Source organism: Geodermatophilus sp. SYSU D00758, assembly GCF_054049955.1.
In genome coordinates, this window is sequence record NZ_JBJGYK010000001.1 from 216,646 (window position 1) to 237,388 (window position 20,743).

The 20,743-nt window shown below is 75.5% G+C and carries 18 protein-coding genes and 2 pseudogenes; 13 read left to right on the top strand and 7 right to left on the bottom strand.

Annotated features, from left to right (window positions below; all coding sequences use genetic code 11):
- Nucleotides 1-5: 5 nt before the first annotated feature.
- The 4 genes from ACI8AC_RS01165 to ACI8AC_RS01180 form a co-directional block, all read right to left on the bottom strand.
- A complete protein-coding gene (locus tag ACI8AC_RS01165) occupies nucleotides 6-878 on the bottom strand; it encodes a glycosyltransferase family 2 protein (protein ID WP_456894401.1) in 873 nt (290 codons plus the stop codon).
- Entirely contained in the window at nucleotides 871-2,400 is a 1,530-nt protein-coding gene (locus ACI8AC_RS01170; RefSeq protein ID WP_456894402.1) for an SDR family NAD(P)-dependent oxidoreductase, read from the bottom strand. Before ACI8AC_RS01170 ends, ACI8AC_RS01165 begins: the two co-directional genes overlap by 8 nt.
- 98 nt (nucleotides 2,401-2,498) lie before the next feature.
- Nucleotides 2,499-3,239, bottom strand: coding sequence for a PIG-L deacetylase family protein (locus tag ACI8AC_RS01175; protein ID WP_456894403.1), 741 nt, complete (start codon nucleotides 3,237-3,239; stop codon nucleotides 2,499-2,501).
- A gap of 53 nt (nucleotides 3,240-3,292) precedes the next feature.
- Complete coding sequence (locus ACI8AC_RS01180; protein ID WP_456894404.1) at nucleotides 3,293-3,625, bottom strand: chorismate mutase; 333 nt, start codon at nucleotides 3,623-3,625, stop codon at nucleotides 3,293-3,295.
- A gap of 268 nt (nucleotides 3,626-3,893) precedes the next feature.
- Between ACI8AC_RS01180 and pcrA the strand changes: the two genes are divergently transcribed.
- Nucleotides 3,894-6,191, top strand: coding sequence for a DNA helicase PcrA (gene pcrA, locus ACI8AC_RS01185; protein ID WP_456894405.1), 2,298 nt, complete (start codon nucleotides 3,894-3,896; stop codon nucleotides 6,189-6,191).
- Nucleotides 6,192-6,273: 82 nt separating this feature from the next.
- Here pcrA and ACI8AC_RS01190 read toward each other — a convergent pair whose 3' ends face one another.
- On the bottom strand, nucleotides 6,274-7,068 hold the full coding sequence (locus tag ACI8AC_RS01190) for a M23 family metallopeptidase (protein ID WP_456894406.1): 795 nt from the start codon (nucleotides 7,066-7,068) through the stop codon (nucleotides 6,274-6,276).
- 356 nt (nucleotides 7,069-7,424) lie between these two features.
- Nucleotides 7,425-8,315, bottom strand: a complete 891-nt coding sequence (locus tag ACI8AC_RS01195) for an esterase/lipase family protein (protein ID WP_456894407.1) — start codon at nucleotides 8,313-8,315, stop codon at nucleotides 7,425-7,427.
- Nucleotides 8,316-8,644: 329 nt separating this feature from the next.
- Here ACI8AC_RS01195 and ACI8AC_RS01200 point away from each other — a divergent pair, with 329 nt between their 5' ends.
- The 9 genes and pseudogenes from ACI8AC_RS01200 to ACI8AC_RS01240 all read left to right on the top strand — a co-directional run.
- Entirely contained in the window at nucleotides 8,645-9,565 is a 921-nt protein-coding gene (locus ACI8AC_RS01200) for a hypothetical protein (RefSeq protein WP_456894408.1), read from the top strand.
- Nucleotides 9,566-9,657: 92 nt separating this feature from the next.
- Complete coding sequence (gene sucC, locus ACI8AC_RS01205; protein ID WP_456894410.1) at nucleotides 9,658-10,818, top strand: ADP-forming succinate--CoA ligase subunit beta; 1,161 nt, start codon at nucleotides 9,658-9,660, stop codon at nucleotides 10,816-10,818.
- 90 nt (nucleotides 10,819-10,908) lie between these two features.
- Nucleotides 10,909-11,784 carry a succinate--CoA ligase subunit alpha gene (gene sucD, locus ACI8AC_RS01210; protein WP_456894411.1) on the top strand — a complete coding sequence of 292 codons (876 nt, stop codon included), beginning with the start codon at nucleotides 10,909-10,911 and terminating at the stop codon, nucleotides 11,782-11,784.
- Nucleotides 11,785-12,368: 584 nt separating this feature from the next.
- Entirely contained in the window at nucleotides 12,369-13,277 is a 909-nt protein-coding gene (locus ACI8AC_RS01215; protein ID WP_456894412.1) for a hypothetical protein, read from the top strand.
- Between the two features lie 111 nt (nucleotides 13,278-13,388).
- Nucleotides 13,389-14,585, top strand: a complete 1,197-nt coding sequence (locus tag ACI8AC_RS01220; protein ID WP_456894413.1) for a cell division protein PerM — start codon at nucleotides 13,389-13,391, stop codon at nucleotides 14,583-14,585.
- A gap of 110 nt (nucleotides 14,586-14,695) precedes the next feature.
- Entirely contained in the window at nucleotides 14,696-15,307 is a 612-nt protein-coding gene (gene purN / locus ACI8AC_RS01225; protein WP_456894414.1) for a phosphoribosylglycinamide formyltransferase, read from the top strand.
- The gene (gene purH, locus ACI8AC_RS01230) at nucleotides 15,304-16,854 is read left to right on the top strand and encodes a bifunctional phosphoribosylaminoimidazolecarboxamide formyltransferase/IMP cyclohydrolase (protein WP_456894415.1); all 1,551 of its coding nucleotides are present in this window, start codon (nucleotides 15,304-15,306) and stop codon (nucleotides 16,852-16,854) included. Before purN ends, purH begins: the two co-directional genes overlap by 4 nt.
- Before the next feature lie 475 nt (nucleotides 16,855-17,329).
- Nucleotides 17,330-17,374, top strand: a pseudogene (locus ACI8AC_RS01235) (hypothetical protein); the annotation flags it as partial.
- Nucleotides 17,375-17,483: 109 nt separating this feature from the next.
- Nucleotides 17,484-17,636 (top strand): annotated as a pseudogene (locus ACI8AC_RS01240) (pentapeptide repeat-containing protein); the annotation flags it as partial.
- Nucleotides 17,637-17,670: 34 nt separating this feature from the next.
- Here the strand turns inward: ACI8AC_RS01240 and ACI8AC_RS01245 are convergent.
- Nucleotides 17,671-18,312, bottom strand: coding sequence for a hypothetical protein (locus tag ACI8AC_RS01245; protein ID WP_456894416.1), 642 nt, complete (start codon nucleotides 18,310-18,312; stop codon nucleotides 17,671-17,673).
- A 96-nt stretch (nucleotides 18,313-18,408) separates the two neighbouring features.
- On the opposite strand from ACI8AC_RS01245, the gene ACI8AC_RS01250 reads away from it, so the two are divergent.
- The 3 genes from ACI8AC_RS01250 (at nucleotide 18,409) to mdh (ending at nucleotide 20,714) form a co-directional block, all read left to right on the top strand.
- A complete protein-coding gene (locus tag ACI8AC_RS01250; protein ID WP_456894417.1) occupies nucleotides 18,409-19,281 on the top strand; it encodes a bifunctional methylenetetrahydrofolate dehydrogenase/methenyltetrahydrofolate cyclohydrolase in 873 nt (290 codons plus the stop codon).
- A gap of 28 nt (nucleotides 19,282-19,309) precedes the next feature.
- Nucleotides 19,310-19,615 (top strand): DUF3017 domain-containing protein, encoded by a 306-nt coding sequence (locus ACI8AC_RS01255; RefSeq protein WP_456894418.1) that lies wholly within the window; start codon nucleotides 19,310-19,312, stop codon nucleotides 19,613-19,615.
- Between the two features lie 145 nt (nucleotides 19,616-19,760).
- Nucleotides 19,761-20,714: a malate dehydrogenase gene (gene mdh / locus ACI8AC_RS01260; RefSeq protein WP_456894419.1), complete on the top strand. Its 954-nt coding sequence runs from the start codon at nucleotides 19,761-19,763 to the stop codon at nucleotides 20,712-20,714.
- The last annotated feature ends 29 nt before the right edge of the window (nucleotides 20,715-20,743 follow it).

The window sequence follows — 20,743 nt, forward strand, 5'->3', positions numbered from 1 at the left end:
CTGCGTCAGACGACGGGCGGCCGGCCGTGCCGCGCCATGCAAGCAACGGTCCGCCACCGCAGCGGTCGGCGGGGGCCGGGCGGCGTCCGCCACCCCTCCCACCACCCCCCGAACCAGGGCCGCAGGGTGCCGGGGGTGCGCGCGGACCGGACCACCTGGAGCGCCGTCCAGGTGAGCACGTAGGGGACGCCGAGGACCCAGGGGAGGTTGCGGCGGGCCAGCCAGACCCGGTTGCGCGCGTTGAGGCGGAAGAAGTCCGCGTGGCGCGTCGTCGCGGTGACCGGGTGCGTGGCCGCCAGGTCGCCGGCGTAGCGCACCCCGGCGCCGGCGTCCCACACCCGCCAGGCCAGCTCGATGCCCTCGTGGGCGTAGAAGAAGGGCGCCGGCCAGCCGCCGGCCCGCTCGAAGACCGCCCGCCGCACCACCACGGCGCCCTCCCAGACGGAGAACGCGGCGCTCGGGCGGTGCCGGTCGCCGACCCGCATGCGGGGTGTCCACCGGCGCGGTGGCGTCCCCCCGCCGGCGGGGTCCACCCGGGGCTGCAGGAGGCCCAGCCCGGCGTCGGCGGCGAACCGGCGGCACACCTCGGCCAGGAACCCCCGGTCCGGCAGGGTGGCGTCGTCGTCCAGGAACAGCAGCAGGTCGCCGCCGACGTGGGGTACGCCGGCGTTGCGCCCGGCGGGGATCCCGACGTTCTCGGGCAGGGCGACGGCGGCCACGCCGTCCGGCAGGCCTGCCGGCGTCCAGCCGTTGCCGACGACGACCACGTCGGTGCGCACGCCCTCCTGGGCGAGGACCGAGCGCACCGCCCGGTCGAGGTCCTCGGGGCGCCGTCCCTGGGTCAGGACGACGACGCCGACCAGCGGGCGGTCAGCCACCGGAGACGGCGAGGGAGGCCGCCCCTGCCGGGAGGACGTCGTCCACCGGGAGCAGGGCGCCGCCGGGCAGCTCCTCGGCGGCGCCCTCCCCGGGCAGGACCTCCGCGGCGACGGAGGCGTGCAGCCGGCCGGCGAACTCGTCCTCGCGCCGGACGTCGACGATGTGCCCGGTCCAGGACGAGATGAGGACGTCCAGGGACATCTCGGCGACGGCCTCGGAGGTGAGCAGGGTGCCCTCCGGTTCCTGGCCGAAGGCGCGGGTCCGCATCGGGGTGGCGGTCCGCTCCGGGTTGACGCAGTTGACGCGCACGCCGTCGGGGGCCCACTCGTCGGCCAGCGCCTGCGTCAGGTTGACCACGGCGGCCTTGGCGGAGGAGTAGAGGCTGTAGCCGCTGCGCCCGCGCGTGTAGGAGCTGGAGGTGAACAGCAGCAGCGAGCCGCCGGTGCGCCGCAGGTGCGGGTGGAAGACCTGGGCGATGTGGATCGGCGCCAGGTAGTTGACCTCGGTCGCCAGGTAGACGGTCTCCTCGCTGGTCGCCGCCAGCTCGCCGCGGGGGAGCACGCCGGCGGTGTTGACCACGAAGTCCACCCGGCCGGTTGCGGCGAGCACCTGCTCGCAGGCGGCCACGATGTCGGAGCGCCGCTCGACGTGGGTCCGGGTCTCCGAGCGGCTGAAGGTGAACGTCGCGGCCCCGTGGGCCTCCGCCAGCCGGACGATGTCGGCGCCGATGCCGTACGAGCCGCCGAACACCACCACGGTCCGGCCCTCGAGGGCCGCGCGGTACTCCGCCTCCGAGCGGGGGCGCGGGGCGTCGTGGCTGTCGAGCTGGAACAGCTTGTCGGCGAGGTAGACGTCGATCGGCTCGGTGACCTTCATGTTGCGGTCCTCGCCGCGGACCACCGCGATCGGCACCTCGGGCAGGTAGCGCAGGACGACGGTGCAGTCGTCGGTGGCCTGGAAGCCGGGGTCCCCGGCGGCGATGTCGTAGGCCCGCCGGATCACCGACAGCCGGAACGCCTGCGGGGTCTGCCCCCGGCGCAGCCGCCCGCGCTCGAGCACCTCGTCGATCGTCCGGCCGGTCGGGTCGACCTGGATGATCGTGTCCGCCGAGGGGATGGCCGTGTCCACGGCCTCGTACTCCTCCAGCGCGTCGATGCAGTCGGCGATGACCCGCTGGCTCAGCAGCGGCCGCACGGCGTCGTGGAGCAGGACGTTGCACTCACCGGCGCCGAGGGCGTCGATGGCGCGCCGGGTGGTCGCGTTGCGCGTCCCGGCGCCCTCCAGCACGCGGGTGACCTTGGGGTAGGCGCCCGACCGGAGGATGCCGTGGACGGCGTCCAGGTGACCCGGCGTCATCATGACGACGACCTCGTCGATGAGCGGGGAGGCGTTCAGCAGCCCGATCGTGTGCTCGATGATCGGCTTGCCGGCGACCTTGATGAGCTGCTTGGGGATCGACAGCCCCACTCGGGTCCCCGTCCCGCCGGCCAGGACGACGGCGACGCTCCGCAACCGAGTCATGACTCGAATGTAAGGGCACGCCCCTCGGGTGCGGACGGTCCGCGCGAGAGGTGGGGCGGCTGGGGCGGACGAGTCCGCCCGGGCCCGGGCCGTCCGGGTCAGGCGGTGTGGACGACGTGGAAGGCCTCCGCCATGCGACCGTGCGGCAGGCCGAAACGGGACGCCGTCTGCCGCATCCAGCCGCCGACGAACTCCTCGAGGTCGTCGCGGTGGGCGACCTGGGTGACGTGGCTCTTGAGCGCGGCGAACTTCAGCTCCACCACGTCGGTCACGTCCACCGCGTGGTCGGGTCGGGGGCTGGCGCCGAGCCACACCTCGGAGACCGTCCACGCCTCGAGGCCCTCGTCGGCGAGCAGCTCCGGGAAGGCGAAGGGGTTGCGGGCGTCGGGGTAGACGGCGCGCAGGGTGGACTCGCCGACGGTCATGTGGTCGGGGTGGCTGGCGCCGATGCGCTCGTAGAACCGCTCCGGGGAGCTGGTCAGCACCCGCTGCGGCCGGGTCTGGCGGATGACCCGGGTGATGTCGCGGCGCAGGTCCAGGGTGAGCTCGAGCCGGCCGTCGGGGTAGCCGAGGAAGCGGACGTCGCGGACGCCGACCGCCGCCGCGGCGGCCTCCTGCTCCGCGCGGCGCAGCGGGCCCATCCGCTCGCGGGGCGTCTCGTCGAACCCGCCGGCGTCCCCGTCGGTGACGATGCAGTAGGTGACCTCGGTGCCGGCCTTGGTCCAGGTGGCGACCGTCCCGGCGCTGCCGAAGTCGACGTCGTCGGGGTGGGCCAGGACGCAGAGTGCGCGCTCGACGTGCTCGGCCGGCCGGGGCGTGGGGGCGATCGGGGAGGTCACCCGCCGGAGCGTAGGTCGTCGCCGGCGACGTCGCGCAACCCGCGGGGACGGCCTCAGAGCCGGCCGCGGCCCTGGCGGAGCAGCATCATGCCGAGCGTGGCGCCGTCGCTGCCCAGCGCCTCCTGGAAGCGGGCCAGCACCTGCTGCTCGCGGGCGAGGGAGAGCCGGGTGCCGCCCGCGGCCCGGCGCAGCTCACCGATCTCCTGCGAGACGGCCAGCCGCTGCCGGACCAGGCGGATGATCTCGGCGTCGCAGGCGTCGATCTCCTGGCGCAGGTCGGAGATGCGGGCGTCTGCGTCGGGCGTGGTCGGGAGCGGCGTGGTCGGGAGCGGCGTGGTCGGGAGCGGCGTGGTCGGGAGCGGCGTGGTCGGGAGAGCGGCGGTCATCGGTTCCTCCGGGGCGGGGGACCGTCGGGCCCGGAGAACGAGAAACGCCCCGGGCTCCTCGGGCCCGGGGCGTCTGTTGCGGCGTGTGCTCAGCCAGCGGTGACGGACACCGGAACCCGGTGGCCGTAGTAAAAGCTGCGCGCGGTGAGCACGGCGTGGAGTCTGCCACACCGGCGGCGGGCGGCGCCAGCGCACTCCCGGGACGCGTGGGGGCGGCCGCGTCCGCGGCCCCGGGTCCGTCGCCCGTCCGAACTACAGTGGTGTCGTCATGAGCAGCGTCCAGCAGGCCCTCCCCGGCACCGCGTCCCTCCAGCGTTCCGCGTCCGGCTCGGTGGGCCGGGAGCTGGACCGCATGCTCGCCGGCCTCAACGGCCCGCAGCGCCAGGCCGTGGTGCACGAGGGCAGCCCGCTGCTCATCGTCGCCGGCGCGGGGTCGGGCAAGACCCGGGTGCTCACCCACCGGGTCGCCTACCTCCTCGGCGCCCGCGGGGTGCAGCCCGGCGAGGTCCTCGCGATCACCTTCACCAACAAGGCCGCGGGCGAGATGAAGGAACGGGTGGCCCAGCTGGTCGGCCCGCGCGCCCGGGCCATGTGGGTGTCGACCTTCCACTCCATGTGCGTGCGCATCCTGCGGGCGGAGGCCGCCAAGCTCGGGCTGAAGAGCTCGTTCACCATCTACGACCAGGGCGACTCCGTCCGGCTCATGACGATGGTCGCCCGCGACCTCGACCTCGACGCCAAGCGCTACCCCGGGCGCAGCCTCGCCGCCCAGGTGTCGAACCTGAAGAACGAGCTGGTCGACGAGGAGTCCTTCACCCCGGTCACCGCGCCGGAGAAGGTGCTCGCCGAGGCGTACACGCTGTACCAGCAGCGGCTGCGCCAGGCGCACGCGCTGGACTTCGACGACCTGATCATGACGACGGTGAACCTGCTGCAGGCGTTCCCCGACGTCGCCGAGCACTACCGGCGCCGGTTCCGGCACGTCCTGGTCGACGAGTACCAGGACACCAACCACGCCCAGTACGTGCTGGTGCGCGAGCTGGTCGGCACGGGCGCAGGCCCGGTCCCGCCGGCCGAGCTGTGCGTCGTCGGCGACGCCGACCAGTCGATCTACGCCTTCCGCGGCGCCACGATCCGCAACATCGACGAGTTCGAGCGCGACTACCCCGAGGCCACGACGATCCTGCTGGAGCAGAACTACCGCTCCACCCAGCGGATCCTCAAGGCGGCCAACCAGGTCATCGCGAAGAACACCGGTCGCCGGCCCAAGAACCTCTGGACCGACGCGGGCGACGGCGAGCTCATCGAGGGCTACGTCGCCGAGAACGAGCACGACGAGGCCGCCTGGGTGGCCGAGCAGATCGACGCGCTGGTCGACGAGGGCCAGGCCAGGCCCAAGGACATCGCGGTCTTCTACCGGACCAACAACGCCTCCCGCGTGTTCGAGGAGGTGTTCATCCGCGTCGGCATGCCCTACAAGGTCGTCGGCGGCGTGCGCTTCTACGAGCGCAAGGAGGTCCGCGACGCGCTGGCCTACCTCAAGGTGGTGGCCAACCCCGCGGACGTGGTGAGCCTGCGCCGGGTGCTCAACACCCCCAAGCGCGGCATCGGCGACAAGGCCGAGTCCTGCATCGAGACCTTCGCCGACCGCGAGCGGATCGCCTTCGCCAGCGCACTGCGCCGCTGCGCCGAGGTTCCCGACCTCGCCGCCCGCTCGCTCAAGGCGGTGCAGGAGTTCGTCGCGCTGCTCGAGGAGTTCGAGCAGCTGGTCGAGACCGGCTCGGGCCCGGCCGCGCTGCTGGAGAGCATCCTCGACCGCACCGGCTACCTGACCGAGCTGCAGGCCTCGACCGACCCGCAGGACGAGGGGCGCGTCGACAACCTCAACGAGCTCATCTCCGTCGCCGCGGAGTTCGAGGCGGCCAACCCCGGGGGCTCGGTCACCGACTTCCTGGAGCAGGTGTCGCTGGTCGCCGACGCCGACCAGATCCCGGTCGCGGGGGACGACAACGGCGTGGTCACGCTGATGACCCTCCACACCGCCAAGGGGCTGGAGTTCCCGGTCGTCTTCCTCACCGGCATGGAGGACGGCGTCTTCCCCCACCTGCGGGCCCTGGGCGACCCGCGGGAGCTGGAGGAGGAGCGCCGGCTGGCCTACGTCGGCATCACCCGGGCGCAGCAGCGGCTGTTCCTCTCCCGGGCCACGGTGCGCACCAGCTGGGGCCAGCCGGCCTACAACCCGCCGTCCCGCTTCCTCGACGAGCTGCCCGGCGACACCGTGCAGTGGGCGGGCAAGGAGCCGGTCCCCGCGCCGAGCACCGGGTACCGCTCGGCGCAGCAGCGGGTCGCGGCGACCGGGCTGTCGACCGGCGGGCTGCGCGGCGGCGCGGGCAACCGGGCGGTCATCTCGGTCGAGGTGGGTGACCGGGTCAGCCACGACGCCTTCGGGCTCGGGACCGTCGTCGAGGTGACCGGCGTCGGCGACAAGGCCCAGGCGACGGTGAACTTCGGCTCGGGCGGCACCAAGCGCCTCGTCCTCCGCTACGCCCCGCTCGTCAAGCTCTGACCCGCGGGCGGGCGGGCCCCGCCTGGTGGCGCCGGTGGGCTCGTGCCGCGGGCCGGTGCCTCGGCGTGGGTGGCCGCTCCGGTCAGGGGACCGAGACCCCGCGCTCGGCGAGGAAGGCCTCCGGGTCGATCGCTCGGCCGCTCTGCCCGCCGCGGTGGATCTGGTAGTGCAGGTGGGGGCCGGTCGACTGGCCCTCGTTGCCGATCTTCGCGATCTGGTCGCCGGCGTGCACGATGTCGCCGGCCTGCACCGAGTAGTAGCGCATGTGGCCGTAGACGTGCACGTTGCCGTCGGGGTCCTGGATGTAGACGGCGTTGCCGTACCCGGACGCCCGGCCGGCACGGATGACCACACCGTCGGTGGCGGCCAGGATGGGCGTGCCGAGCGGCGCCGCGAGGTCGACGCCCCAGTGCATGACGCCCCAACGCATGCAGAAGCAGGTGGTCAGGCGGGCACCCTCGACGGGCCGGGCCGTCGACGGGCGCCGGGCGGCGCGGGAGGCGGCGAGCTCGGTGAGCCGGGCCTGGGCCTCGGCCTCGGTGATGCCTCGGCGCACGAGGGCGTCGTCCAGCTCACCGGCCAGCCCGAGGTCGGAGACGCCGAGGCCGTAGTCGGCGGAGGTCATGCCGGTGGGGACGGGCTCGCCGCCGAGCAGGCTCGGCAGGCCGGCGAGGACGGCGCCCGCGACGAGGGCGGCCAGCCAGGCCGGGCCGCGCCGGCCGGGAGGCCGCGGGAGGCCGCGGCGGCGCACCGTGGGCGTCTCCTCGGCGGGGACCTCCTCCGCGGGCGCCTGCTCTGCGGGCGCCTTCCCCACGGGGAGGCGCGGGGTGACCGCGGGTTCCCGGTCGGCCGTCGGCCGCTCCAGCAGGCTGGTCACCGGAGCACCTCCCTGGTGGGTCTGTCCCTCCCGCCGGGCTGCCGAGCGGCAGACCGCCGGGGGAGCGGCGGCGGCGCGGGCGACCGGTGCTGGTCGCCCTCCGGTGGTCCGGATGCCGTGATCGGACGGTAACGATCCGTCATTGCAACCATCGGCCGGCGCAGGCGCGTGTCGCCTTGTCTGCAACCCGTGTGACGAATGAGCCGGATGAGCAGGGAGCGACACCCGGGGCCCGGCCCCTGACGGGCCGGTCCTCCCGGGCACCGCCCCGAGCGTGCGAGGGCTGGGGAGGGCGTGGCCCTCTTCCAGGGGCCCGCCCCGAGCGTGCGAGGGGTGGGGAGGAAGAGGGTCCTTTCTCAGGCGGCGGCGGTGGTCGCGAGCGGCGCGGCGACCGGCCGGTGCCCGGCGAGGGTCGCGGCCACCTCGTCGAGGACCTGCCGGTGGAACGGCAGGGTCATGTGCCCGATGCCGCGGACCAGCACGTTGCGGACCTGCAGGTCCGGGTGGTCGCAGCGGCCCGCGCGGGTGGGGAGCACCACCTGGTCCAGGTCGCTGTAGACCGCGGTGATCGGGGTCCGGACCCCCGGGGCCGGCCGGGCCAGCTCCTCGAGCACGTCGGAGCCCGGGCGCAGCTGCCGGACCAGCGGGGTGGGCAGCAGGTGGGCGAGCAGGGATCCCTGGTGCGGCGTCCCGAGGGTCACGAGCGAGGCCACCCGTGCGTCGCCGCCCTGCCGCTGGACGTGGTAGCGCGCGATCAGGCCGCCCAGGCTGTGCCCGACCACGTGCACCCGCTCGTAGCCGGTCCGCTGGCAGACCTGCTCCAGGTGCGTGCCGAGGTCGGCGGCGCCGCGGGCGACGTCGTCCAGCAGCGGGCTGTAGTTCCACGAGCAGACGTGGGCGAAGCCGCGCCGGCGGAGGCTGCGCCGCATCACGGCGAAGATCGAGCAGTTGTCGATCAGCCCGTGCACCAGGACGACGGGGGTCCGCGCGGCCAGCGGGTCGGTGGCGAACAGCGCCCGTGCCGCGGGGTTGCCGACGCCGGGCCGGCGGCTGGGATCGGGGCGCACGGGCTCCACCCGCGTGCCCAGCGGGTACATCAGCAGGTGGGCTCCGACGAGGGCCAGCTCGGTGATCCCGCCGGTCAGGGCCGCCCGGGACGCCAGGGACCGCAGACCCCGTGGCGCGGCCGGGAGGACGGCCTCGGTGTGCGAGGCTGGAGCGGTCGACGGGTCGGCGGCCGGACGCACGGTCTGCGCCTCCCGTCCCCGGTCCGGGGGCTCCCCGGCTCGACCGACCCGCCGAGGCGGGTGCACCGCCGCAGCGGTGCCCTGTTCACTCGACGGTAATGCCCGTGTGTGTCGGTCGTCACACGCACGACAGCACCCGGCCGCCGATCGAGGCCGGTTCGTGACCTACCGACGGAAGGGGGACCGTGACCGCCCGAGACGGCTCGACCCGGAGGCGCCCGGCCGCAGGGGCCCGCACGCCGTCGGCCCGGCGGCCGCCGGCCCGGGGTGCGGCCGACGCGCGCGGCGGCGGGGCGCGCCCCGGGCCCCCGCCCGGTGACGGGCTCGTCGTGGGGCCGGTCCCGCCGCTCGCCCGGGCGGCCGGCGTGCTGCTCGTCCTCGCCGGGGTGGTGGGGCTCGTGGCACCGTTCCCGACCTACCTGGTCGTCGGCGGGCAGGAGCTCGTCCGGGGGGACGGGGTGGCCGGCGTCCTCGCGGCGTGGGTGGTGCCCGCGGTCTCGGCCGCGGTGGGGGCCGGGCTGGCCGCCGGGCGGGTGCCGCGGTTCGGGCTGGCCTTCGCCGGCGTCCTCGGCGCACCCGCCCTCGGGCTGCTGGTCATCGAGCTGTACCGGGCCCGGGACTCGACGGTGCGCCCGGCGGTGGAGGTGCTCGCCGGCGAGCGGGTGCTCACGAGCTCGGTCGAGGTCGGCGCCGGCTGGGTGCTCGGTGCGGTGTCCCTCGGCCTCCTCGTCCTGGCCGGGGTGGTGGCCGCGGCGGCGTGGGGTCGCACGGTCATGGAGGACGGCGGCGCCCTGGACCCGCTGCGCCCGGTGCTCGCCGGGGCCGGCGCGGTGCTGGGGGTGGCGACCGTGCTGTGCCTGGTGCTGCCGGCGGCCGACGTGCCCGACCGGATCGTGACCGACCCCGTCACCGGCCTGCAGACCGTGGTCGGGCAGCCGGGCCCGCAGGGGCTCCTCGAGCGCCCCGGGCTGGCGCTGCTCGGCGGCTTGCTGCTGGCCGCGGCCCTGGTGCTGGGAGCGGTCGTGGCGCCGTCCCTGCGCCCCCGGCTGGCGGCGGTCGGCGGGCTGCTCGCGATCACCGTCGTCGTCCTGGCCGCCGGTCTGGGCGGGCTGCGGGACGCCGGTTCGCCCGACCTCCGGTGGACGGTCGCCGGCGCGGGCCTGCTGGTCGCCGGCCTCGCGTGGGCGGGGCTCACCGCGGTGGCCTGGCGTGCCCGCCGCGCACCCGCGGCAGATCCGGGAGGGCGCTGAGCAGGGCCTCCGCCCGGCGGTGCTGTGATGCGGCCCACGACCCCCGACGTCGGGGGGACGGTGCCCGCGCGCGGGGTCTACGGTGCCTTCCCGTGGATCTCTTCGAGTACCAGGCCCGTGACCTGTTGGCCTCGCACGGCGTGCCCGTGCTGCCCGGCGGCGTCGCCGAGACCCCCGAGCAGGCCGAGGCGATCGCACGGGAGATCGCCGCCCCCGTCGTCGTCAAGGCGCAGGTGAAGACCGGTGGCCGGGGCAAGGCCGGGGGCGTCAAGCTCGCCGACGACGCCGAGACCGCCCGGGCCCGTGCGGAGGACATCCTGGGCCTGGACATCAAGGGCCACATCACCCACCGCGTGATGGTCGCCCAGGCCAGCGACATCGCCGAGGAGTACTACTTCTCCTACCTGCTCGACCGCTCCAACCGGACCTTCCTGGCCATGGCCAGCGTCGAGGGCGGCATGGAGATCGAGCAGCTGGCCGTCGAGCGGCCCGAGGCGCTGGCCCGGGTCCCGGTCGACGCCACGGTCGGGGTCGACACCGCCAAGGCCGCCGAGATCGTCGACGCCGCCGGCTTCCCGGCCGAGGTCCGCGACCAGGTGATCGCCATCGCCGTCCAGCTGTGGGACGTCTTCAGCAAGGAGGACGCCACCCTGGTCGAGGTCAACCCGCTGGCCAAGGCCCCCGACGGGACCGTGCTGGCGCTCGACGCGAAGGTGACCCTCGACGACAACGCCGCGTTCCGGCACGAGAGCCACGCCGCCCTGGAGGACAGCGCCTCGGCCGACCCGCTCGAGGCGGCGGCCAAGGAGAAGGACCTCAACTACGTCAAGCTCGACGGCGCGGTGGGCATCATCGGCAACGGCGCCGGCCTGGTGATGAGCACGCTGGACGTCGTCGCCTACGCCGGCGAGGAGTTCGGGGGCGTCAAGCCGGCCAACTTCCTCGACATCGGCGGTGGCGCCTCGGCCGAGGTCATGGCCAACGGCCTGCACATCATCCTCTCCGACCCCGCCGTGAAGAGCGTCTTCGTCAACGTCTTCGGCGGGATCACCGCCTGCGACGCGGTGGCCAACGGCATCGTGCACGCGCTGCAGCTGCTCGGGGACGAGGCGACCAAGCCGCTGGTGGTCCGGCTCGACGGCAACAACGTGGAGGAGGGCCGGCGGATCCTCGCCGAGGCCAACCACCCGCTGGTGACCCTGGTGGACACGATGGACGGCGCCGCCCGCCGGGCCGCCGAACTCGCCGCCTAGAAGGACCCCCTTCCTCCCCACCACTCGCAAGCTCGCGGCGGGCCCCTGGAAGGGGGCCGCTCCGTGCTCCTCCGAACAGGACCAACAGAGATGTCGATCTTCCTCAACGAGAACAGCAAGGTCATCGTCCAGGGCATGACCGGCTCCGAGGGGCGCAAGCACACCCAGCGCATGCTCTCCTCCGGCACCGCGATCGTCGGCGGGGTCAACCCGAAGAAGGCCGGCCAGAGCGTCGACTTCGAGGGCGCCAGCGTGCCGGTGTTCGGCTCGGTCGGCGAGGCGATGAAGGAGACCGGCGCCGACGTCAGCGTCATCTTCGTGCCGCCGGCCGGGGCGAAGGGCGCCGTCATCGAGGCCGTGGACGCGCAGATCGGGCTGGCCGTCGTGATCACCGAGGGGATCCCGGTGCACGACTCGACCTCCTTCTGGGCGCACGCCCAGGGCGGCTCCACCCGGATCATCGGCCCGAACTGCCCGGGGCTGATCAGCCCCGGGCGCTCGAACGCCGGGATCATCCCGGCCAACATCACCAAGCAGGGCACGATCGGGCTGGTCAGCAAGTCCGGCACGCTGACCTACCAGATGATGTACGAGCTCCGGGACATCGGGTTCTCCACCTGCGTGGGCATCGGCGGTGACCCGGTCATCGGCACGACGCACATCGACTGCCTGCAGGCCTTCCAGGACGACCCGGAGACCGAGGCCATCGTGATGATCGGCGAGATCGGCGGGGACGCCGAGGAGCGGGCCGCCGACTTCATCAAGGCCAACGTGACCAAGCCCGTCGTCGGGTACGTCGCCGGTTTCACCGCCCCCGAGGGCAAGACGATGGGCCACGCCGGCGCGATCGTCTCCGGCTCGGCCGGGACCGCGCAGGCCAAGAAGGAGGCCCTGGAGGCCGCCGGGGTCAAGGTCGGCAAGACGCCGTCGGAGACCGCCCGTCTCATGCGCGAGATCGTCGGCTGACCGCTCCTCGCCGACGGCACCGCCCGCTGCCCCACCCCGGGGCAGCGGGCGGTGCTGCGCCGGGGACTCGGTAGCGTCACGGACGTCGGCCGCAGGGCGTGCCGCGATTGCCTGGCGGGGCGCCGCTCGTCAGCATGCGCCCCCGTGAAGCCCGTCCGACGGAGGAGTGCTCCGCGATGACCAGCCAGCCCCCGCCCCCGGGCGGGTACGGAGAGCCGGGGTACGGGCAGGAGCCCCCGGAGGAGCCTCGCCACGGGCAGGCCCCGTACGGCCAGCCGCCCTACGGTCAGCCGCCCTACGGTCAGCCGCCGTATGGTCAGGACCCCTACGGTCAGGTGCCCCCCACGGGTCCCCAGGGTCAGCGGCCGTACGGGCAGCCGCCGACCTGGGGTCAGCCGGGGGCGGGGCAGCACCCCGGCCACGGGCAGCCGGCGCCCTGGGCCCAGCCGGGCCCCGGTCAGCAGGGGCCCTACGGGCAGCCCGGCGGTCCGGCCCCCCACGGCGCGCCGGGGGGAGCCCCGTACGGGCAGCGCCCGGGCGGCGGGCCCCCGTTCGACGTCAGGAAGCTGAGACTGGCCGACCTCGTGGTCGCCGGCGGCACCCTGCTCTTCTTCGTCCTGGCGTTCCTCCCCTGGTACCGGTTCGAGGACGTCTTCTTCGGCGCGGACGTCAGCCTCCGGGGGTGGAGCTCCGGCCAGGTCACCACGGCGTTCTTCCTGTTCCTGCTCGCCTCGGTGTGGGCCGTGCTGCCGGCGTTCGTGCGCCTCGACCTCGGCTTCCCCCGGTCGTGGATCACCGTGGGCCTGGCCGGCCTCGGGTTCCTCATGGCCCTGCTGGCCTGGATCGACACCTTCAGCGACGGGTTGTCCTTCTCGCTGTGGGCGCTGCTCGGGTTCCTCACGGCGCTCGCCGTCCTGGCCTTCGCCGTGCTGTCCCTGCTGCCCGAGCTGACGGCGCGGCCCGCGCTGCCGGGTGGGCTGTCCCACGCCGCGCAGTGGGCCGGCCAGCGGGCTCCGCAGTTCGGCCCCGCGGCCGGGCAGCGGCCCGACGACCGGCAGCCGCCGGCGCCCGGGCAGCCGGCCGCCCACGGTCAGCCCCCGTACGGTCAGCCCCCGTACGGCCAGCCCCCGTACGGCCAGGTCCCGTACGGCCAGGTCCCGTACGGCCGGGCCGCCTCCGGGCAGCAGCCCCAGGCGCAGCCCCCCTACGGCCAGCAGCCTCCGTACGGCCGGGCTCCCCACGGCCAGCAGCCTCCGTACGGCCGGGCTCCCCACGGCCAGCAGGCCGCCTACGGGCAGTTCCCCCCGCCGCCGCCCGGCCGGCCGGCCGGCCCGGCGCCGCACGGGCTGCCCGGCACGCCCCCCGGCGACCACACGCAGCCCGGCGGTGCCGCCCCTCGCGATCCGGGGGCGGACCCGGGTCCCGGGACCCCGTCCGGCGGGTCCACCGCCTCCGGGCAGGAGGAGGACCCCGAGCGGCCGTCGGGGGCCTGACCCGGCGCGCTGCCGCAGGCGGCGGACCGGTGGGGACCGCCGGGTCAGACCGTCGTGCCCGGCCCCGGCGCGGTGCCCACGACCTCCGCCGCGGCTTGGGACAGTGGGGGCGTGGTCTCCCTCCTGGCGCGACTGACCCTGCCCCGGCAGCGCGCGGCCGGTGCCCGCTGGCCGGACCGGGCACCGGCCGTGGCCGCCGTCGCGGCCGCGGCGGTCACCGCCCTCGGCCTGGCCGGTCTGGCGCTGGCCGTGGTGGTCGTGCAGACGCTCGACCCGTCCGGGGGCCTCCCCTTCGGCGGCTCGCTGCGCCTGGCCGGCCAGCTCTGGCTCCTGGCCCAGGGAGGGGAGCTGACGCTCCCCTGGGGGCCCCTGGCGCTCGCTCCGCTGCTCGTCACCCTGCTGCTGGCCTGCGGGCTGGCGAGCGCCGGCCGGGTCGTCGTCCGCGCCTGCGACCTGACCGGCACCCGCGCCGCGGCCACCGCGGTGGGCGTGCTCGCCGCCGTCCACGCGCTGCTCACCGTCGGGGTCGCCCTCGCCGTCGACACGGCGAGCGCCCGCGTCGGCCTGGTGCCCGCGGTCCTGGGCGCGGCCGTCCTCGCCCTCGCCGCGGCCGGGTGGGGGGTCGGCCGCGAGTCCGGGGCGCTCGACCTCGTCGTGGGACGCCTCCCCGACGCCGTGCGCCCGCTGCTGCGCGGCGTGCTGGCCGGCTGGCTCACCGCGGTGGCCCTCGGCCTGGCCGTCGTCGCCGTGGCGCTGGCCTCCGACACCGGGGGCTACGCGGCGGTGTCCCGTTCGCTGGGGGGTGCCGGCGCCGGGGCGCTCGGCCTGCTGGCCCTCGGCGTCCTCCTCCTGCCGAACGCCGCCGCGGGCGCCCTCGGCGTCGCGGCCGGACCGGGCCTGGCCGTCGGCAGCGGGACCCTGGTCTCCGTCCACGGCGTCACCCTCGGCACCGTGCCCGCGCTCCCCCTGCTGGCGGCGCTGCCCGACACCCAGGCCGTGCCGCTGCTGGCGTTCGCCTCTCAGGTGGTGCCCGCGCTGGCCGGGGTCGTCACGGGCACCACGCTCGGCCGGCACCTCGGCGACAGCAGCGCCGGGTCGGTCGTCGCCGGCCTGTGGGGCGTGCTGGCCGGCGTGCTGCTGGGGGTGGCCTGCGGGCTGTTCGCCTGGGTCGCGGGCGGCTCGCTCGGGGACGGCGCCCTGGCCCAGGTCGGGGCGCCCCCGGTGGCGACGGCGCTGTCCGTCGCCGCCCAGGCCGGCATCGCCGCTGGCCTGGGCGCCGCGGTGGCCCGGTGGCGGTCCCCGGCCTGACCGGCCGCGTCCCGGTGCCCGCGCCGCCCCGCGAGGCGTCGGGAGGCCCCGCCCGGGACCCGTCGACGGTGGGGACGGGCTCGTCCCGAGGGCCTCATAGGATCGCTGCCGTGCCCGCACCCGAGCAGTCCCCGCGGGCGCGGGTCGTCGTCCTGCTGTCCGGCACCGGCTCGCTCTGCGCCGCGCTGCTGGCCGCCACCGACGACCCGGCCTACCCCGCGCAGGTGGTCGCGGTCGGCAGCGACCGGGAGGCCGCCGGGCTCGAGCACGCCCGCCGCCGCGGCATCCCGACGTTCACCTGCCGGCTGGGGGAGCACCCCGACCGCGCCTCCTGGGACCGCGCCCTGGCCGGCGAGATCACCGCGCACGCGCCGGACCTGGTGGTCTCCGCGGGCTTCATGAAGATCGTCGGGCCGGCGGTCCTGGCCGCCTTCGAGGGCAGGTTGCTGAACACCCACCCGGCGCTGCTGCCGGCCTTCCCCGGGGCCCACGCGGTGCGCGACGCGCTCGCCGCGGGCGTCCCGGTCACCGGCAGCACGGTGCACCTGGTCGACGCGGGCGTGGACACCGGCCCGGTGCTCGCGCAGCGGGAGGTGCCGGTCGAGCCCGGGGACGACGAGGCCCGGCTGCACGAACGGATCAAGACGGTGGAGCGCGAGCTCCTGGTGGAGACGGTGGCCCGCCTGGTCCCCGCCGTCCGAGGAACGGAGACCCCTGGATGACCGATCGGACCGCGATCCGCCGCGCGCTGCTGGGCGTGTACGACAAGAGCGGCATCGAGGACCTGGCGCGCGGGCTGGCCGCCGCCGGGGTCGAGCTGGTCAGCACCGGGGCGACGGCCCGGCGCATCGCCGACGCCGGGGTCCCGGTCACCCCGGTCGAGGAGGTGACCGGCTTCCCCGAGTGCCTGGACGGGCGGGTCAAGACCCTGCACCCGGCCGTGCACGCCGGCATCCTGGCCGACCGCCGCAAGCCCGACCACGTCGCGCAGCTCGACGAGCTCGGCATCGCCGCGTTCGACCTCGTGGTGGTCAACCTCTACCCGTTCACGCAGACCGTCGCCTCCGGCGCCACCCCCGACGAGTGCGTGGAGCAGATCGACATCGGCGGCCCGGCGATGGTGCGGGCCGCGGCGAAGAACCACCCGTCGGTCGCGGTCGTCGTCGACCCCGCGCGCTACGACGACGTCCTGGCCGCGGTGCGGGACGGCGGCTTCACCCTGGCCGAGCGGCAGCGGCTGGCCGCCGCGGCGTTCCGGCACACCGCCACCTACGACATCGCCGTGGCCTCCTGGATGGGCAACGCGGTGGCCCCGGACGACGACTCGGGCTTCCCCGCCTGGGTCGGCGCGAGCTGGGAGCGGGCCGAGGTGCTGCGCTACGGCGAGAACCCGCACCAGGCCGCGGCGCTCTACCGCAGCGACCGGCCCGGGTTGGCCCACGCCGAGCAGCTGCACGGCAAGCAGATGTCGTACAACAACTACGTCGACACCGACGCCGCGTGGCGGGCCGCGCACGACCACAGCGACCCCTGCGTGGCGATCATCAAGCACGCCAACCCCTGCGGGATCGCCGTCGGGCCGGACATCGCCTCGGCCCACCGCAAGGCGCACGCCTGCGACCCCGTCTCGGCCTTCGGCGGGGTCATCGCCGCCAACCGGGAGGTGGACCTCGCGATGGCCGAGCAGGTCGCCGAGGTGTTCACCGAGGTCGTGGTCGCACCGTCCTTCACCGCCGACGCGGTGGACGTGCTGAGGGCCAAGAAGAACATCCGGCTGCTGCGGCTGCCCGACGAGACCCGGCCGCCCACCGAGCTGCGGCCGGTCGGCGGCGGGCTGCTGCTCCAGGTCGCCGACCGCATCGACGCCGCCGGCGACGACCCGACGACCTGGACGCTCGCGACCGGCCAGCCGCTGGACGCCGCCGGGCTCGACGACCTCGTCTTCGCCTGGCGCAGCGTCCGCGCGGTGCGCAGCAACGCCATCCTGCTGGCCCACGACCGGGCGACGGTCGGCGTCGGCATGGGCCAGGTCAACCGGGTGGACGCCGCCCGGCTGGCGGTGACCCGCGCCGGCGACCGCGCGACCGGGGCGGTGGCGGCCTCCGACGCCTTCTTCCCGTTCGCCGACGGCCTGCAGGTGCTGCTCGAGGCGGGCGTGCGGGCGGTGGTGCAGCCGGGCGGGTCGGTGCGCGACGCCGAGGTGGTCGCGGCGGCGGAGGCCGCCGGCGTGCCGCTGTACCTGACCGGCACCCGACACTTCGCGCACTGAAAGGACCCCGTCCTCCTCACCCCTCGCGAGCTCGGGGCGAGCCTCTGGACGGGGCCGTTCCAGCCCGTCACCGGGCTCGGCGCGGGGCACTGGAGGGCGGCCGTTCCAGCACGTCACCGGGCTCGCGGCGGGCCCCTACCCTGCACGGGTGCACAGCAGCCGACCGCACGTCCGACCGCCCGAGGCCGGGGCGGTGGTCGAGGGGCAGGACCTCGCCCGCGTCGACTGGTGGGGCGCCGAGCTCGAGGCCGTCACGTTCACCGGCTGCCGCTTCGAGGACGCCGGGCTGGAGGAGCTGGTCACCCGGCGCTGCGTGTTCGACTCGTGCGTGCTCACCGGCGTCCGCATGGGCGGCTCCCGGCACACCGGGTCGGCGTTCCTCTCCTGCCGCTTCGACCGGGCCCGGCTGTTCGACACCGTGTGGAGCGGCTGCAAGCTCACCGGCTCGCAGTTCCCCGGCGCGGAGCTGCGGCCCATGACCTCGGTGGACTGCGACTGGTCGTGGACGTCGCTGCGCGGGGTTGACCTCTCCGGCTCCGACCTCTCCGGCCAGCGGTTCCGGGAGGCGGACCTGACCGGCGCCGACCTGCGCGAGTGCGACCCTCACCCGCGCCGACCTCGACAACGCCCGCCTGCAGGGGGCCGCGCTGCGCGGTTCCGACCTCCGGGGCGCCTCCACCGACGCCGTCCCCTGGCGTGCGCTGGACCTCACCGGCGTGCGGCTGGACCTCCAGCAGTCCGTGCAGGTCGCCCGCGCCCACGGCGCGCTGGTCACCGACTGACGGCCCCGGCCGGGCGGGACGACGTCCCCGCCGGCTACCTCCGTGGACCGGTGAACATCGCCTTCAGCGCGCCGAGCAGGCCCAGCGCCGGGACGGCGGCGGCGAACCAGAACCCGGTGTCGACCTGCTCGAGGTCCCACCCCACGTCGTCCAGCGGCACGAGCACCCCCGCGGCCGCCACCAGGCCGACCAGCAGGGCCAGCACCCCCAGGAAGCGGTGCGTGCGGGCCGGCAGCACGGCCAGCAGCCCCAGCACGAAGAGGACCCCGCCGCCGAGGACCACGACGAGGGGCTGCCAGAAACCGGTGTCGAGCAGCTCCCCGAAGCCCTGCTCGAGGTCGTCGAGGCCGCGGGTGACCAGGTCCCAGCCGGACAGCTCGCTGCCGGGCAGCCAGGTCAGGAGCAGGCTCACCGCCGCCGCGATGCCGGCCAGGATGAGCAGCAGGCTGGCCAGCGAGTCCGGGCGCCGGACGGTGACCGGCTTGGTCGAGTACTCCGGGGTGGTGGGCGGCACGCCGTACCCGGGCGCGGTGCCGTACCCCGGCGCGGCGCCGTACCCGGTCGCGCCGGGCGGCCCCCAGCCCGGCCCCGCGCCGGTGTGCTCGCCCACCGGCTGCAGGCCCGGCGTCGTGGTCTCGCGCCAGTCGGCGGCGGGGGACTGCTCGCGCTCGGTCATCTGCGCTCCTCGCGGGTCGGCAGCGGGGGAGGCCCTGCCGTCGAGCGTAGGACCGTCGGCGGCTCCCCGGCCCGATGTCGGGCACACTGTGCAGCCGTGGGCGCGACGATCCTCGACGGCAAGGCCACTGCGGCCGCCATCCGGGCCGAGCTGACCGAGCGGGTCGCGGCGCTGGCCGCCGCCGGCCACCGGCCCGGCCTCGGCACGCTGCTGGTCGGCGACGACCCGGGCAGCCGGTGGTACGTCAACGCCAAGCACTCCGACTGCGCGCAGGTCGGCATCGCCAGCATCCAACGCGAGCTGCCCGCGACCGCCACGCTGGACGACGTCCTCGGGGTCGTCGACGAGCTCAACGCCGACCCGGCCTGCACCGGTTACATCGTCCAGCTCCCGCTGCCGGCGGGCATCGAGGAGAGCACCGTCCTCGAGCGCATGGACCCCGCCAAGGACGCCGACGGCCTGCACCCGGTCAACCTCGGCCGGCTGGTCCTCAACGTCCCCGGCCCGCTCCCGTGCACCCCGGTCGGCATCGTCGAGCTGCTCCGCCGGTACGACGTGCCGATCGCCGGTGCGGAGGTCGTCGTGGTCGGCCGCGGTATCACCGTGGGCCGGCCGCTCGGCCTGCTGCTCACGCGGCGCACCGAGAACGCCACGGTGACGCTCTGCCACACCGGGACGCGCGACCTGGCCGCGCACCTGCGCCGGGCCGACGTCGTCGTCGCCGCGGCCGGCGTGCCCGGCCTGGTCACCGCGGACGTCGTCAAGCCGGGGGCCGCCGTCCTGGACGTGGGGGTGAGCCGGGTCGACGGCAAGATCGCCGGGGACGTCGCGAAGGACGTCGTCGAGGTCGCCGGCTTCGTGGCCCCCAACCCCGGCGGGGTCGGGCCGATGACCCGGGCGATGCTGCTGCAGAACGTCGTCCTCGCGGCCGAGCAGGCGGTCGCCGCCGAGGTCCTGACGTCCTCGTGACCGGGTGGGGCGCGGGGAGCCGGGGCGCGTGGCCGTGACCCGGCCGCCGCTGTACCGGCGACGGCCGGTGCTGGCCGGGGTGCTCCGCCAGCTCCCGCTGTTCGTGGTGCTCCTCGTGGTGGCCGCGGGCATGGTCATGGTGGTGCTCGAGCACTGGCGGCGCGGGCTGGTCGTGCTCGGGGCGGCGCTGGTGCTGGCGGCCCTGCTGCGGCTGCTGCTGCCGGCCCGTCGCATCGGCTTCCTCGCCGTCCGCAGCCGGCCGGTCGACGTCGTCCTCATGGCCGCGGCCGGGGTGACCCTCGCGGCCGTCGCGCTGGCCATCCCGGCCGGCTGACGAGAGGACCCCCTCCCACCCCACGCCCCGCAGGCGCGACGCGGGGCCGTTCCAGGCCGTCACCGCCCCTCGCCGCTCGCACGCTCCGGGAGGGGGTGGGCACCCGCGCGGGCGCCGGGTGGCGACCGGCGATAGGTTCACGCCCATGGCAGAGCAGCCCCGGAACGGCAAGGTCACCGTCGTCGGTGCCGGTTTCTACGGCTCCACCACCGCCCTGCGCCTCGCTGAGTACGACGTCTTCGAGACGGTCGTGCTCACCGACATCGTCGAGGGCAAGCCCGAGGGCCTGGCCCTCGACATGAACCAGTCGCGGCCCATCGAGGGCTTCGAGACGAAGGTCGTCGGGGTCGGCGGGGGGTCCTACGAGGGCACCGAGGGCTCGGACGTCGTCGTCGTCACCGCCGGGCTGCCCCGCAAGCCGGGCATGAGCCGCATGGACCTCATCGAGACCAACGCCAAGATCGTCCGCCAGGTCTCCGAGAACATCGCGCGGACCTCGCCGGACGCCGTCGTCATCGTGGTGTCCAACCCGCTCGACGAGATGACCGCGCTGGCCCAGCTGGCGACCGGCTTCCCGAAGAACCGGGTGATGGGCCAGGCCGGCATGCTCGACACCGCCCGGTTCACCAACAACGTCGCCGAGGAGCTCGGCGTCCCGGTGGGCTCGGTGCGCACCCTGACGCTGGGCTCGCACGGCGACACGATGGTGCCGGTGCCCTCGCGCTGCACCGTCGACGGCAAGCCGCTGACCGACGTCATGGCCGCCGACCGCATCGAGCACCTGGTCGACCGCACCCGCAACGGCGGCGCCGAGGTGGTCGCCCTGCTGAAGACCGGCTCGGCGTACTACGCCCCGTCGGCCGCCGCGGCCCGCATGGCGCGCGCCGTGATGGAGGACGCAGGCAGCGTCATGCCGGTGTGCGCCTGGGTCGACGGCGAGTACGGCATCTCCGGGGTCTACCTGGGCGTCGAGGCCGAGATCGGGCGGGAGGGCGTCCGCCGGGTGGTCGAAGGGGACCTGTCCGAGAGCGAGCTGAACGGACTGCGCGAGGCCGCCGAGGCCGTGCGCGCCAAGCAGGCCGACGTAGCCGACCTCTGAGCCGGACCGGCTCGGAGCATGTAGAGAGG